This is a genomic window from Nocardia sp. NPDC059154 (genome assembly GCF_042755705.1).
Taxonomy (GTDB): Bacteria; Actinomycetota; Actinomycetes; order Mycobacteriales; family Mycobacteriaceae; genus Nocardia.
Window position 1 is genome coordinate 1 of the sequence record NZ_JBHZCS010000130.1, and the last position, 13,812, is coordinate 13,812.

General features: G+C 67.6%; 14 protein-coding genes. 5 read left to right on the top strand and 9 right to left on the bottom strand.

Going from position 1 to position 13,812, the window contains the following annotated elements:
- Positions 1–876: 876 nt before the first annotated feature.
- The 7 genes from ACFXN1_RS49775 to ACFXN1_RS49805 all read right to left on the bottom strand — a co-directional run bounded on the left by ACFXN1_RS49775 (position 877) and on the right by ACFXN1_RS49805 (position 7,831).
- Positions 877–1,485, bottom strand: coding sequence for a hypothetical protein (locus ACFXN1_RS49775; RefSeq protein ID WP_379445845.1), 609 nt, complete (start codon positions 1,483–1,485; stop codon positions 877–879).
- A 349-nt stretch (positions 1,486–1,834) separates the two neighbouring features.
- Positions 1,835–2,896, bottom strand: coding sequence for a tyrosine-type recombinase/integrase (locus ACFXN1_RS49780; RefSeq protein ID WP_379445844.1), 1,062 nt, complete (start codon positions 2,894–2,896; stop codon positions 1,835–1,837).
- The gene (locus ACFXN1_RS49785) at positions 2,893–3,324 is read right to left on the bottom strand and encodes a hypothetical protein (protein ID WP_379445843.1); all 432 of its coding nucleotides are present in this window, start codon (positions 3,322–3,324) and stop codon (positions 2,893–2,895) included. The genes ACFXN1_RS49780 and ACFXN1_RS49785 overlap by 4 nt, the downstream gene beginning before the upstream one ends.
- A 988-nt stretch (positions 3,325–4,312) precedes the next feature.
- Positions 4,313–4,693 (bottom strand): DUF2784 domain-containing protein, encoded by a 381-nt coding sequence (locus ACFXN1_RS49790; protein ID WP_379403969.1) that lies wholly within the window; start codon positions 4,691–4,693, stop codon positions 4,313–4,315.
- Positions 4,694–4,712: 19 nt separating this feature from the next.
- Positions 4,713–5,489, bottom strand: coding sequence for an O-methyltransferase (locus ACFXN1_RS49795; protein ID WP_379445842.1), 777 nt, complete (start codon positions 5,487–5,489; stop codon positions 4,713–4,715).
- A gap of 292 nt (positions 5,490–5,781) precedes the next feature.
- Positions 5,782–7,242 carry an SDR family NAD(P)-dependent oxidoreductase gene (locus ACFXN1_RS49800; protein WP_379445841.1) on the bottom strand — a complete coding sequence of 487 codons (1,461 nt, stop codon included), beginning with the start codon at positions 7,240–7,242 and terminating at the stop codon, positions 5,782–5,784.
- Between the two features lie 115 nt (positions 7,243–7,357).
- On the bottom strand, positions 7,358–7,831 hold the full coding sequence (locus tag ACFXN1_RS49805) for a hypothetical protein (protein ID WP_379445840.1): 474 nt from the start codon (positions 7,829–7,831) through the stop codon (positions 7,358–7,360).
- A 235-nt stretch (positions 7,832–8,066) separates the two neighbouring features.
- Here ACFXN1_RS49805 and ACFXN1_RS49810 point away from each other — a divergent pair, with 235 nt between their 5' ends.
- Both ACFXN1_RS49810 and ACFXN1_RS49815 read left to right on the top strand, forming a co-directional pair.
- A complete protein-coding gene (locus tag ACFXN1_RS49810; RefSeq protein ID WP_379445839.1) occupies positions 8,067–9,164 on the top strand; it encodes an acyl-CoA dehydrogenase family protein in 1,098 nt (365 codons plus the stop codon).
- Positions 9,148–9,813, top strand: coding sequence for a TetR/AcrR family transcriptional regulator (locus tag ACFXN1_RS49815; RefSeq protein WP_379445838.1), 666 nt, complete (start codon positions 9,148–9,150; stop codon positions 9,811–9,813). Before ACFXN1_RS49810 ends, ACFXN1_RS49815 begins: the two co-directional genes overlap by 17 nt.
- A gap of 21 nt (positions 9,814–9,834) precedes the next feature.
- Here the strand turns inward: ACFXN1_RS49815 and ACFXN1_RS49820 are convergent, their stop codons facing one another.
- Positions 9,835–10,887 (bottom strand): saccharopine dehydrogenase family protein, encoded by a 1,053-nt coding sequence (locus tag ACFXN1_RS49820; RefSeq protein WP_379445837.1) that lies wholly within the window; start codon positions 10,885–10,887, stop codon positions 9,835–9,837.
- Positions 10,888–11,021: 134 nt separating this feature from the next.
- Between ACFXN1_RS49820 and ACFXN1_RS49825 the strand changes: the two genes are divergently transcribed.
- Positions 11,022–11,891: an AraC family transcriptional regulator gene (locus tag ACFXN1_RS49825; RefSeq protein ID WP_379445836.1), complete on the top strand. Its 870-nt coding sequence runs from the start codon at positions 11,022–11,024 to the stop codon at positions 11,889–11,891.
- Here ACFXN1_RS49825 and ACFXN1_RS49830 read toward each other — a convergent pair.
- The gene (locus ACFXN1_RS49830) at positions 11,888–12,799 is read right to left on the bottom strand and encodes an NADP-dependent oxidoreductase (protein WP_379445835.1); all 912 of its coding nucleotides are present in this window, start codon (positions 12,797–12,799) and stop codon (positions 11,888–11,890) included. The two genes, ACFXN1_RS49825 and ACFXN1_RS49830, sit on opposite strands and share 4 nt — an antisense overlap.
- Positions 12,800–13,073: 274 nt before the next feature.
- Here ACFXN1_RS49830 and ACFXN1_RS49835 point away from each other — a divergent pair, with 274 nt between their 5' ends.
- The gene (locus ACFXN1_RS49835) at positions 13,074–13,484 is read left to right on the top strand and encodes a winged helix-turn-helix transcriptional regulator (protein WP_379381371.1); all 411 of its coding nucleotides are present in this window, start codon (positions 13,074–13,076) and stop codon (positions 13,482–13,484) included.
- Positions 13,474–13,812 (top strand): LLM class flavin-dependent oxidoreductase (locus ACFXN1_RS49840; RefSeq protein ID WP_379445834.1); only part of this gene is annotated, 339 nt, incomplete at its 3' end. The genes ACFXN1_RS49835 and ACFXN1_RS49840, both read left to right, overlap by 11 nt.

Consider the following 13,812-nt stretch of genomic DNA (forward strand, 5'->3'; position numbering starts at 1 on the left):
AACAGGAGGACACCGCACCCGCAGAGCTCACCGCCTGACCGAATACCGGATCATGCGGTGACCACCCGAGTTACACCACGCCCTGGGACTTGACCGCCCCGCGATCCACAGCTGTCACAGTCGGTGTGATCGGGCAGCAATGCGCCGCACTGCCCACACGAGTTGTAGTTCTGGGCGCAGCCAGAACATACGCGTGCGCCGCCCGATACATAACGGCTGTCGGCGGTGTAGAGGCTGCATGCGCCGCACTGATCGAAAAACCTGTTGATACACGAGGGGCAGACCCGGTCGCCGGTATCGGTGCGCCACGTATTCGGTGTGGTGTACCGGCAGCGCGCGCATTCCGACCACCCGGGCGCACACGTGCGGCAGACCTGACCGAATTCCAGGGTCGTGGCCAGATGCTGGCTGGGTTCGCCGCAGCGATTGCACCGTGCCACAGCACTTGTGGCCGAAGGGACGGCTGGTTCGTTTCCAGTCGTTCGTGCCTGCTGTGGATAAATGGTGGGCTGGCAGACCACGCATGAATGTGCAGAGGAAGAGACAGGGACAGGCATCGGGATCGCCTTCCAACAGATCGAAGAATGCGAAAGCCGCGACAAGAGATTCCTGTCGCGGCTTTCGATGAGGAGATTATGGGCGCGAACAGCTAATGGTTCGCGGATATTCGAGGCGGTGAACACTCAGAGGTAGGCGTCGATAATCGAGGTGTGCACTGCAGGGTTTCGAGCGCGGTTTAAAGATCCTCGTCCTGATTAACTATCAGCCTGTGGCATCAGGCAGACTGCACGAGTCGGTGTCCATTTTATTGACTCGCCACCTGGACTCTAGGCGCTCGTTGAGAAGAACCGAACTATTCGGGCCACTGTGAGGCTGTCAGAGGTTGGCGTATCCGCCTGCGCTCCACACGATCCGGCGATAGTTTTCGGGGGTGACGGATTGGCGTGCCGGAATTCCGGGTGCGATCGGATGTGGCCAGTAGCAGTAACCGCATCGATGGCAGTAGTAGCCAGCGCTCCAGATGTGTTTGCTCACGGCAATCCCTCGGGAAATTCTACTGTTCCGGCGACTTCTGTACGCCGCGATCCAGAACAACAGCAGTGATGGGGTAGCCATCGCGGAGATCAAGAGAAAGTTGGCGATGAGAAAGACTGCCAACGGCGTTGTCGCTTTAGGATCAGAGAAATTGACGATGGCGATCAAGAAAAAAATGAGGGCAGGAATCGCGAGGATCAGTCCGAAGAAGACCAGCTTGCCCGAACTGTGTTTGAGGGGTGCCAATGCCAGTGAGGTGGACAGGCGGGTCGAGTAGGTGCGGTCGGTCGCGGTCGAACCGAGGACCGGGATCAGTCCCGCAGAACTGACGGCGACGCCGGAGTGGTAGTCCTGCCCGTAGACCGTGGTTGTGCCGCTCGCTCGAACGGCGGGGACGCGCTGCACTCGGTCGTCGTGCCCACAGGTCGGGCAGGTGATGTCGATTCCCACGGTGGTGTCCCGTCCCGGTGCGGCTGCGCCGCGACGTGGACGGTGGCCGCGCAACAGCGCCTGTGCTGGTTCCCGGTGATGCGATGGTTGGACCCATCGAACACCGCGAAACGCCGCTTGTCGAGAGGGATTCGTCGTCGAAGGATCGGAAGTCATTGTCGGGCCTCCCTACTGGGGTGATGTGGATGCGTCTCCACGCGGTGCCGCGAGTTGCCGTGCCACACAGCCCCTCTCAAGGTCGCCGGTCCTACCGAGCCGAGTGTTCGAAGCTGCGGCACTGTCTCGGCCGGAGCGAATCGGCCGAGGCAATGGCGACGGGATCGGATCCCTGCATGCAGGTGTCGGTCACTCACATCGAGTCGATGGCTCGGATATGCCTGTCCACGTTCGACACCAGCGGGTGCGGTTCCGCGGTGAGGATGGAGAGGGCGGCGGTGACCTCGAGAACATCGGATTTCACGTACGTCGCGGTCGTTCCACCTGCCTTGCCGTCATGTCCGGCATAGGCCCGGGCCACGGCGAAACCGAAGGTGCGTTCCACCCACGTCAACGTGGTATGCCGCAGCCAGTGCATGCTGATGCCCTGAACCGCCACCCACGGCAGGATCTCCCCGACCCGGGTCCAGATGTAGTCGTATCGACGGGAACTGATCGGCTTGCCGTTGCGATACCGCAGCAGCTGCCCCGATCGCGGAGCACCGCGCTCTCGGGCATGAGCGAGCAGATGACGCATCAAGGTCGGCGAGACCGGCTGCCAGCGCTCGGTCTGCCCCTTCTCGCGCAGCAGAACCAGACATTGGTCCTCGTCCAGATCATGGGGCCGCAGCGCCAGCGCGCCGCCACGGCGGCAGGCGGTCTCGATATGCAGCCGCAGCACGAGAGAGTCGAGCTCCGGATCGTCACCGGAGGTCGCCGCAGCCGTGCAGATCTCGGCGAGCCGGTGGGGCGGGATCGCGTACCGATGCGAGGGCTGACGAGCAGGTTTCGGCACCTGCCGGGCCGGATTGTCCGCACGCCGTATCCACCCGCTGTCCTCGGCATAGCGATACACACACCGCACCGCGCCGACGAAATGCTCGACCGCGCTACCCCCGCCCCGCGACGCGCGGCTCGCACGGGCCCCGGCCTGCACCTCACGCGCCCGCTGCTCCAGGTCGAGCTTGGAGATCTCGTCGAGTCGGCGGTCGTGCCAGTGCTTTTCGAGCCAGGACAGGTGAGTGTCGTAGGTGCGCAACGTGCCCGATGTCAGCGTCGCGCGAAGCTTCGGGACGACCTTGGCGAACGTCGGTGCCGAGGACCCGGCCACCAGATCGGCGGGAGCGATACCCATCTGCGACAACAACAACCGTGCCGCCGCCACCGTCTCCGCCGACGCATTTACGGACGCGGTGGCGGTGCCGGGCGCGCTCACCGGGACAGTCCGTCCAGAACAGGACCGAACACCTCGGCGAGCGCCACCGGCGCATGGATAGCCAGACGCTTGCGGGATGGGTTGGCGAGCAACAGAACCCGATCACCGAGGAACAGATTCACCCGCCGCCGCCAGCGATACGGGATCCGGACGAAACCGGCCCGGACCATCATTGTCGCGCCTGGTGTCACGTCCGTCGCGGGCTCGGCGACCAGCACCGCGCCCTCGGTGCGCAGGCCCAGCCGGTCCCCTTCGGACCAGCCCAGCGCCGCGAAAAGCTGCCGGTCCACAATCCGGCCCCCGTGACCGACCGTCGAGAGCCCATAGGCCAGATCCGACGGACGAAGCGGGGGAGGCGGCGGCGCGATCATCGGGCCGTGCAGCAACTCCTGCAACGGCACCTGCGGCGGCACCAGCAGCGGAATCATCGCGCGACTCCGGCCGCGCACAAGCACGCGAGCGCCGCGCCGGCAGTGGAGGTTCGGGGCATACCTGCCAGATATCGTTGCAGGTCAGGGGGATTCGTCATGGTCATCCTCCGCGTGTGCGAGCGCACTCGAACACGCATTCCTCGGATGTGTCACCCATGCCACGATCTTGTGCGCGAGGCGGGACTTGAACACGTGCGGAGCAGGCGGGAAGTCGACGCCCAGGCGTGATTGCTTCCCCGTCGAGCTCATATTGGTCCATTGGGCCTTCGGAATGCGCCACTCCGGCAGGCACGCTGTGAATGGGGAGTCAGGCCTGGAGTTCGGTCAGGAAGGGCAGGCAGAGTTTGCTGAGATGGTCCTGCCGGATCTGCGCGCAGAAGGTCTGGACCAGAGGCTGGTGGCCAAGTTGGCCGCGCGGGAACAAGCTGGTGCGGGCTCGCCATAGTCGGTCGGGTCGGGTGCGACTGCTGAATCCGCCTGCTCGCCGGCCATGAGGTTGTTGCCGTGCAGGACGATCCGGCGCTCCTGGTAGAAAACCGGAAACTCCCGAACAGCTCTCGCTCGGCTCCTACCCGGGCCACTCGGATGTGATGCGGCATCACGGGCCCCCAGCGTCGGCTTCTCGCCCGGCACTGCTCGCTTGGCACTCGACTTGGCTTGCTGACCGTGGGCTGCCGGTCTTGTACAGGTCGACCCATCCATTCGGTGGTTGGGGCAGACGAGCGGACTCGCCACGGAGTCTCTGTTCGGCCAGCTCAGATGCGGTTTCCATCTTGCCAAGAAGTTGCCAAGACAGCTCTGAACAGGCCGGACTGGACGGCGCAGGACGGGCGGAAGGCCTTCGGCGCGCCGCCGATCCGTGACGCCTCCGCATATCGAATCCGCGGCCTGCGGCGGTGATCCGGAACTCCGGATCACCCGGCCATCGGGCTGGCACCCTCAGTCCGAAACGGGGCAGAATGATGTCTCTAGCTGCGTAAACGTGTCACTTCGCCGCAGCGGTTCTCGCGCCGCGGCGGCGTGAGAACCACACCAGCCCGACCCACGACACGACGACACAGATCACCACGAGCACCCGCACCTCCTCCAGGGCGCTGCGCGGATAGAGCACGCCGGTGATGTAGTAGTCGATGAACCCGCTCGAGGGCAGGCCCGCCTCGCCGGCCCGATGCCGCGCCCAGTTCTCCAGATTCGTCAGCGGGCACTCGATGGTGAACAGCACCGTGCTGAAACCCCAACCGAAGGCGAGCAGGTGCAGCCAGATGGTGCGCGGCCAGCGCCAGGCGACGAAACCGCCCACCACCACATAGGCCACGAACAGGAAGTGCACGATCGCGGTCGCGTCGGCCAGCAGCCGGTAGCCCATGACCCCAGGATAGAAGTGATCAGCCCAGGTATTCCGATTCCAGGACAAGATCTTTGAGCAGCGACTGGTATTCGACGTGGGTGTCGTGCTCGATGGTCCGCCAGCTCGCGCCCTCGGCCTCGTGCAAGTAGCGCCGGTACTCCGGGACGCCCGGGATACGCACATTGTCGGCGACCGCGATGCTGCCCGGATGAAGCCAGCCGGCCGCCAGGATGGTCCGCAGATCGGGCAGGTATGCGCTCTTGTCATGGTCGATGAAGACGAAATCGAGTGCGCCGGAACCGAATCCGTGCTCGCTCGCGAGCCGCGCGACCGTCTTCCCGCCGTCGCCGATCATTCCCACCACCACGCTCACCCGATCGGCGAGCCCGGCATGTGCCAGCAGGGTCCGGGCGATCTCGGCATTGTCGGGATTGAACTCCACCGACACCAGGCGCGCCCCGGGGGAGAGGGCCCGCCCGATCCGGACCGCGCTGTACCCGCAGTAACCGCCCAGCTCGAGCGCCAGTTTCGGCGCAGCCCGCTGCACGGCGGCATCGAGGATCAGCCCCTTCTCGTCCCCGACGTTCACCAGCATGCTCTGCGTGCGGGCGAAGCCATCGTAGGCCGCGAGCACGCTGTCCGGATCGCCCGCGGTGGAATGGGTGAGTACGTAATCCAGGGCGGCGGCCTCGCGGCCATCGCCCACCTGCCCGGTCCGCATGAAAGTCGGCCCGCCCAAAGCGAATCGAATCACCGACCAGCGCAGGAACGGCAGTCGCTCCCGCAGCGTGGTGGCCAAGGATTTTCCACTCATGAGATCGTCCGTTCTCGTAGTGGGGGAGTGCGTCGATTATGGTCCTGCGCTGGGACGATGGGGTAGGGCGGGGTGCTGTACGAGGGGGCCGGAGCACGGATCAGGAGTCTCCTTCGGCTAGGAAGACGGCCTGAACCGGTGTGACGTCGTCGAATCGCAAAGTGAACATATTGATACGGAAATATGCGCATCTAAACATGAATCACCTTCTCATTAAAAGGTCCTGTACCAGCCCCACCACCCTCAAAAACAGCCAAGAGGGGAGGAGCCGGTCAGGCTCAGGAGGGGTGAGTTACCAGTTGGAGGGTTCGTAGTCCTTGAGGAAGCACCCGTACAGGTCGTCGCCGGCTTCGCCGCGGACGATCGGGTCGTACACGCGGGCCGCGCCGTCGACCAGGTCGAGGGGTGCGTGGAAGCCTTCCTCGGCCAGGCGGATCTTGGTGTAGTGCGGCCGCTCGTCGGTGATCCAGCCGGTGTCGACGGCGGTCATCAGGATCTTGTCGCCCTCGAACATCTCGCGCGCACTGGTGCGGGTCAGCATGTTGAGTGCGGCCTTGGCCATATTGGTGTGCGGGTGGCCGGCGCCCTTGTAGCCGCGCGCGAAAACGCCCTCCATGGCGGACACATTCACCACATACTTGCGCCGGGCCGACGCCGCGGCCATGGACGGGCGCAGCCGGGAGATGAGGATGAACGGTGCGACCGAGTTGCACAGCTGCACTTCGAGCAGTTCGGTGGCGTCGACCTCGCAGACGGTCTGGACCCAGCTGTTGGTGTGGGCGAGGTCGGGGACGAGTCCGCCCGCGTCGATGGCGACGCCCTGCGAAATCCGTTCCGGCGTGGCCGATCCGGCGACCAGGGCCAGGTCGGTGATATCGGCTGCGGTGAGGTCGGGTGTGAGGGAGGCGGTGAGTGCGGTGGGGTGCGCCTGCATGGTCTTGCCGAAGCTGATCACGTCGGGCAGTTCGCCCGCGGGCAGGGGCCCGTTCTCGGCTTCGACCAGGGCGCTGTAGGCGCCAGCGGTGCGGCGCACGGTCTGTGCGGCGTTGTTGATGAGGATGTCGAGTGGGCCTTGTGCGGCAATGTCATCGGCGAGTGCGACGACCTGGGCGGGGTCGCGGAGGTCGATGCCGACGATGCGGAGCCGGTGCAGCCAGTCGGCGCTGTCGGGCTGGGCGGCGAAGCGGCGGATGGCGTCGTTGGGGAAGCGGGTGGTGATGGTGGTGTGGGCGCCGTCGCGGAGCAGGCGCAGGGCGATGTACATGCCGATCTTGGCGCGGCCGCCGGTGAGGAGGGCGCGTTTGCCGGTGAGGTCGGTGCGGGCGTCGCGTTTGGTGTGGCTCTTGGTGGCGCAGTCGGGGCAGAGCTGGTGGTAGAAGGCGTCCACGCGGGTATAGCGCTGTTTGCATATGTAGCAGGGGCGCGGTCGCAGCAGGGTTCCGGCGCTGGCTCCGGTGGTGGTGGAGCTGATCGGGATCCCGGCGGTTTCGTCGTCGATGCGGTTGGGTGAGCCGGTGGCGGTGGCGGCCACGACTTCGCGGTCGGCTTCGGAGATGGCGTCGCGGGTGGCGATGCGCTTGTTGCGCTTGAAAGTCTTGAACATGTGCGCGACGGCCCGCTGCACGGTGACGGAGTCCGGGTGTTCCTTGTCGAGCTGTCCGGCCTGTTCGAGGACGCGCAGGCAGATGGCCAGGTCGCCGGGGTCGATGGCCGGTGCGTCGGACTGTGGTGCCGGGGTGTTCTGCTCGGCCATCGGAAGCTGTGGTGATCCTTCGTGCGCGGGGTGGTGGACGAGCCATTGTCTCAAAGGGCCGGATGTGGGAAACGCCCGGCCGTTGCGAGGCCGGGCGTTGTGGGGTGGGGTGCGGTCAGTTGGCTGTGGCGCCGAGGGGTGCGAGGTCGCCGGCGTCGTCGTCGCGGCCGAGTTCGCGGGCGCGTTCGGCGAGCCGGGTTTGCAGGCGGGCGGGGATGTCGTCGCGGACCTGAATGAGGGCCTGCCACACCGTGTCCGGGGTGTCGGGGGTGAGGGCGGTGAGGAATTCGGCGATGTCGTCCATGTCGTCGATGAGGGTCAGGACGCGGGTGCGGCCCTCGTGGTCCTGGGCGAGGGCGACGGGGATCATGGCGGCCCAGAGGCCGGCGGTGTGGGCGTCGCGGATGAGGTCGCCGAGGCGGTCGTCGTTCTGTTGGCCGATGCGGGTGGCGATGAAGGCGAGCTGGGGGTCGGGCAGGTGGGCGGCGAGGGGCAGCAGGTTGACCCATTGTCCGCCGTCGAGGGCGGCGTCGGTGATGGCGGCGAGGGCGTTCGTGGAGCGGGCGACGGAGCTGGTGTGGGGGCTCATCGATGGGTTCCTGCGGCGGCAGGGGATCGAGGCGGATGCGGGCACGCCGCTCTTCTCGACCTTGGCCGAGGTCAATCAGTCCCGGTCGGGCGATTGTTGACGCATTGTTGACACACCGCCAATAGCCGTGCACGCTGAGGGGCGAGGCGCTCAGGCGCACCCTTTTCAGGCAAGCGAGGAACGGACGATGGCACGCCCCGCATGGAGCGACGACGAGGTCGAGGCGGTATGAGGATTGGCGACCACCTTCTTCGAGAAGGAGGTGATTCCGCACGAGGAGAAGTTCATCGCCCAGGGGCACCCCGACCGCGCGCTCTACAACCGCGCCGGTGAACTGGGCCTGCTGTGCGCGGCCATCCCTTCCGAATACGGTGGTGGCGGTGGCACTTTCGCCCACGAGGCGGCGATCATCGAGGCCCAGGCGCACTGCGGTGACGGTTCACTGGGCATGTCGGTGCACTCCTCGATCATCGCGCCCTACCTTCACGAGTTCGGGTCCGAGGAACTCAAGAAGCGGGTGCTGCCGAAGGCGGCCAGTGGTGAGATGGTGCTCTCGATCGGCATGACCGAACCGGGGACCGGTTCGGACCTGCAGAACATCAAGACCCGTGCGGTGCGTGAGGGCGACGAGTACGTCATCACCGGCTCGAAGATCTTCATCTCCAACGGGTGGCTGTGTGACGGCATCATCATTGCCTGCAAGACCGACCCCACCCTGGGCGCGGCCGGTGTCTCGCTGATCTTCGCCGAAGTGGGCGACGACACTCCGGGTTTCACCCGCGGCCGCATCCTGTCCAAGATCGGCGGCAAGGCGCAGGACACCGCCGAGCTGTTCTTCGACGGCCTGCGCGTGCCGGTGTCGAACCTGCTGGGCGCGGCCGAGGGCCAGGGTTTCTATCAGATGATGCAGATGCTGGCCCAGGAACGCCTGGTCACCGCGATCATGGCGGTGGCGATGACGGAGAAGGCGGTCGAGCTGACCGTCGACTACACCAAGGGCCGCGAGGCGTTCGGCAAGCCGCTGTTCGCCATGCAGAACACCCGTTTCGAGCTGGCGGAGTGCGCGACCATCGCCAAGGTCGGGCGCGTGTTCCTCGACGACTGCATCGTCAAGCATCTGCGTGGTGAGCTGGATATCCCCACCGCGGCCATGTCGAAATACTGGTTGACCGACCAACTCGGTAATGTGGTGGATCGCTGCCTGCAGTTCTTCGGCGGCTATGGATACATGACCGAATACCCGATTTCCCAGCTGTACACCGGCGCTCGGGTCCTGCGAATCCTCGCGGGAGCCAACGAGGTGATGAAGGATCTCATTGCCCGCTCACTCTGATATCGACATCGAGCCGTCCGCGTCCGCGGACGCGGGGGACGCGCCATCACGCCGTCGCCGGCTCGAACCCGACGAACGCCGGGCGCAGATCCTGTCCTGCGCCATCGACATGTTCGGCGAACGCCCGTACGCGGCCGTGTCCACCGCCGAGCTGGCCCAGCGGGCCGGGGTGGCGCGCGGGCTGATCAATCACTACTTCGGCAACAAGCGGGACCTGTATCTCGCGGTGGTGCGGCGGATGGTGACGCTGCCGCGGCCGGAGAAGATGATCGTGCCCGCCGGGACCACCCGGGAGCGGGTGGACGCCAGCGTCTCGTGGCTGCTGGACACCATCGGTGAGCACGGCAGCACGTGGGTCAAGGTCACCGGGCACGAGGGCGTCGGCGACGACCCCGAGGTGCAGCGCATCCTCGACGAGGCCGACTATGCCGCGGCCGACCGCATGGTCCAGATGATGGGGCTGAGCGAGTCGCTGCACTCGGCCGAACTGCGGGCGCTGGTGCGCTGTTACGGCGGGCTGGTGAAGGCGGCCGGGCGTGAGTGGATCGTGCGCGGCAGCCTGAGCCGCGAGCAGGTGCACCACCTGCTCGCGGACGCGCTGCTCACACTGGTCAGCGACACCTTCCCGAAGGTCGACGCCGGGCACTGATTCCCGTGCGGGGCACGGAGTTCAGACGGCGGCGAGCTCCTCGACCTGCCAGGTCACCCCGGTGGTGGCGAGGTGGTCGAGGAAGCTCGCGGCGTCGAAGGCCTGTGCCGGGGCGAGGGTTCCGGCCGGGGCGCCGTCGGCGACCAGCCGGCGCGCGGCCTCCACGGCGATGACCGCGGTGGAGGCGTAGGCGTTGAACCCGGTCACCCAGCCGCGGGCGCGGCGGCCGTCCACGCCGGTGGCCTCGGCGAGCATGAACCAGCGGGCGGCGTCGAGCGCGGCCGGGTCGGGGACTTCCGGAAGGGTTTCGGCGACTTCGGAATTCAAGGACGCGAACAGGTCCCCGACCTCGCCGCGGATCACGCCGCGCACGCGCGGGGTCTGGATGTGGCGGGGGATCGTGTAGACGCCGGGCAGGGCGATGGTGCTGATCGGCACCGGTTCGGTCTCGCCGGGCTCGCGCATCGTGGACGAGGGTTCCTGCACCGATTGCCAGCTGCCGGACCGGTATTCGATCTGCTCGGCGACCATGATGGCGGCCATCGAGCGTGCGGTGCCCCGGGATGCGGCGCCGGGGCGGCGCAGGTCGGCGATGACGACCTCGCCGATCGGGGCCGTGAGGCGGGCGGCGGTCAGTGCGGCGATGAGGTCGCCGGGCACGCCGTCGTCGGTGACGGCCGGAACGACCGCGATGCCGGCCTGTTTCGCGGGTTCGTCGTAGGTGGTGAGGATCTTGTGCAGGTAGGCGGGCTCGCCGGTGGTGTCGATGTAGGGGCGGCGCGCGGCGATGGCGGCGCGCACGACCGGTTCGCCCCAGAGGGTGAAGGGTCCGGCGGCATTGATCACCGCATCGGTGCTCGCGAACGCGGCGGTGAGGGCAGCGGTGTCCTCGAGGTGGGCGACGTGGATCTCGGCGTCCGGGATCGCGGCCTGGTCGGCGATGCGGCGCAGGCGGTCCGGGTCGCGGCCGACCAGGACCGGGGTGAGGTCGCGGCGGACGAGCTCGGCCACGACGAGGGAACCGGTGAAACCGCTGGCGCCGTGCACGGCAATACGCATGGGAGACAACTCCATCGAGTGAAGGGTGCGAGCCGCTCTATCGGCTCGCAGTTCACGCTATGGATCACGATCCGGACGATCCATGCTCGAAAGTCCGGTCCCGATATCCGATCGTCCGGTGACGGTGGAATGGCCGGTACGGTTGGGCGGTGGACATTCTCAGCGACGCGGTCGCGGCGATGCGGCTGGGCACCCCGCACTCCAACCGGACCGTCGAGCACGCGCCCTGGCGCACGCATTTCCCGGCGCAGGGCAACAGCGCGGGATTCCATGTGGTGCTGCAGGGTTCGTGCTGGCTGTTGCCCGACGGCGGGGAACCGGTGCACCTGCAGGTCGGTGACGTGGCGTTCATGCCGCGCAGCCGCGGACACGCCATCGCCGACAGTCCCGAACCCGCACGCACCGCGGGCGAGTCCGGCGCGGAGACCGTATTGCTGTGCGGCGCCTATTTTCTCGACGACTCGCGCGCGCACCCCGCGCTGGCGGAACTGCCCGATGTGATCCACCTGCCCGCCCGCGTCGGCCACCACAGCCCGTTGCGTGCCGCCATCGATCTGCTCGGCCACGAGCTCGACACCCAGGACGGGTCCGGGGCCATCGCGCCGCTGCTGGAGGTGCTGCTGCTGTTCATGCTGCGCGCCTGGCACGACGCCCACCCCACCGGCACCGGATGGGTTGCGGCGCTGCGGGATCCGGCCGTGCACACCGCCCTGCAGGCCATTCACGCCGAGCCGGGCGCACCGTGGACGGTGCAGTCCCTCGCGGCCCGCGCCGGGGTGTCGCGCTCGGTGTTCGCGCAACGCTTCACCGCCACCCTCGGGACCGGCCCGCTCACCTATCTGACCTGGTGGCGCATGACCTGCGCGGCGCGGCTGCTGCGCGAGTCCGACGCCCTGCTGCGGGTGGTCGCGGAAAAGTCCGGCTACACCTCCGAATACGCGTTCGCCAAAGCATTCAAACGCGAATTCGCGGTGGCGCCCGGACAATTCCGCGCCCAGGGCCGACCCGAGGCCGCCTAGGGGAGCAGCACCAGCCGCCCGCGCAGGCCGCCCTTCTCGAAGCGGGCGTGCGCGGCGGCGGCCTCGGCCAGCGGGAAGGTCTCCGCGACCCGCAGGGTGAGCGTGCCCGCCTCGACCAGATCCACCAGTTCGGCCAGGCGGCGGCCGTCGGGGGCCTGCTGGACCGTCGTCACCGTGATCCCGCGCTCGGCAGGCGGGGTCACCGGCGGCAGCAACGCCACGAACGCGCCGCCGTCGCGCACCAGCGGCAGCAGCGACGCACCCACCAGCGCGGCATCGATGACAGCGTCGACGCTGCCCGCGCCCACACGCTGCGTCAGATCCTCGCCGCGCGCAGCGAATTCGCTCGCACCCAGTGACTTCACCAGGTCTTCGTCCCCGGGCCCGGCCACGGCGATCACCGTCGCGCCCCGTGCCGCGGCCAACTGCACCGCGTATCCGCCGACACCGCCGGCCGCGCCGGTCACCAGCACCCGGGCTCCGGGGGCCGCCGCCACGGCCAGGTCCGCGGTGATCGCATTGAGCGGCAGGGTCGCCGCGGCGGTCAGATCGACGCCGGTCGGGGCGGCGGCGACCAGCTCGGCCGCGATCGTCACGTACTCGGTATAGGCGCCGTCGAAGGTGGCCAGCCACGGAATCAGGCCGACCACCGGCCGCCCCGGCTCGGCATCGGCCACACCCGGACCGGCCGCCTCGATCCAGCCGGAGAATTCGACACCGGGCACGTAATGGTCGCGCTCGGGCAGCAGCGCGGCGAACGCCCCGGCCCGCGCCCCGATATCGACCGGATTGACCGGGGCGGCAGCGATTTTCACCAGCACCTCACCCGGTCCCGGGACGGGTACGGGGGTGTCGATCAGGTCGAGGACCTCCGGACCGCCGAAACGGGAGAAAGCAACAGCACGCATGGGAATGCTCCTGTGACTGCGAAGGAATGAAGGTCCACCGGTGGAACGCCGCCGCGCCGGGTGACCGGCGGTGCAGGGCGTGCAATCACCGTAGGTCGGCGCCCGTGCGCGCGGCCAGTAGGCACCGAAAAGTACCCAGGTCACCGGTGAGAGTGCGGATCGCGGCCCGGACCGGTCCCGGCGGGCGGGAATGCGCACGCCGCCGCGTCGGCTGTATCTGCACAGCCAGTTGTCGATCCGGGCTCGCGGCCGGGCCCGCACCAGGGGAGTGACGATGCCGACCACCACCGCCGCGCAACGCCGGGAACAGGCGAAAGTCGAGTACAACGCTTACCTCGCCGCCTGCCCCACCAACCAGATGCTCGACACCATCGGCGACAAGTGGACCTGCCTGATCCTGGCCGCGCTCGGCGCGGGACCGCGCCGCTACGGCGAGATCGGTGCGACCGTGGCCGCGGTCAGCAACAAGATGCTCACCCAGACCCTGCGCACCCTCGAACGCGACGGCCTGGTGGCACGGCGCATGACCGCGCAGGTACCGGTGCGCGTGGACTATTCGCTGACCCCGCTCGGGCAGAGCCTGCTGGTGATCGTGACCCGGCTGCACCAGTGGGCCGAGGGCCACATGGACGAGGTGCTCGCCGCGCGCGCGGAATTCGACAGTGCCGCCGGGAATGCGTCGTGATCTTGATGCGTTGGCCGCTGATATGGCATTCGACTACCTGGGCAAGTTCGGTGCATGGCAGTTCTACACGCAGTTCACCCCCGAAGGGGTGCGTGAACTCGAAGACCTCGGCTACGGCGCGGTCTGGCTGGGCGGATCGCCGCCGGCCGACTGGGACGGTTACGAGAAACTGCTCGCCGGATCCGAATCGATCGTCGTGGCCACCAGCATCGTCAACGTGTGGGGCACCACCGCCGAGGCGGCCGCGGACACCTATCTGCGGCTCGAGGAGAAATTCCCCGGCCGGTTCCTGCTCGGCATCGGCGTCGGCCACCCCGAGCACACCGGC

Excerpts from the sequence above, each read along its gene's own strand:
- ACFXN1_RS49785 (WP_379445843.1), bottom strand. The coding sequence starts at position 3,324 with ATGATTCCGCTGCTGGTGCCGCCGCAGGTGCCGTTGCAGGAGTTGCTG.
- ACFXN1_RS49790 (WP_379403969.1), bottom strand. The coding sequence starts at position 4,693 with ATGGGCTACCGGCTGCTGGCCGACGCGACCGCGATCGTGCACTTCCTG.
- ACFXN1_RS49795 (WP_379445842.1), bottom strand. The coding sequence starts at position 5,489 with ATGAGTGGAAAATCCTTGGCCACCACGCTGCGGGAGCGACTGCCGTTC.
- ACFXN1_RS49800 (WP_379445841.1), bottom strand. The coding sequence starts at position 7,242 with ATGGCCGAGCAGAACACCCCGGCACCACAGTCCGACGCACCGGCCATC.
- ACFXN1_RS49805 (WP_379445840.1), bottom strand. The coding sequence starts at position 7,831 with ATGAGCCCCCACACCAGCTCCGTCGCCCGCTCCACGAACGCCCTCGCC.
- ACFXN1_RS49820 (WP_379445837.1), bottom strand. The coding sequence starts at position 10,887 with ATGGAGTTGTCTCCCATGCGTATTGCCGTGCACGGCGCCAGCGGTTTC.
- ACFXN1_RS49830 (WP_379445835.1), bottom strand. The coding sequence starts at position 12,799 with ATGCGTGCTGTTGCTTTCTCCCGTTTCGGCGGTCCGGAGGTCCTCGAC.
- ACFXN1_RS49835 (WP_379381371.1), top strand. The coding sequence starts at position 13,074 with ATGCCGACCACCACCGCCGCGCAACGCCGGGAACAGGCGAAAGTCGAG.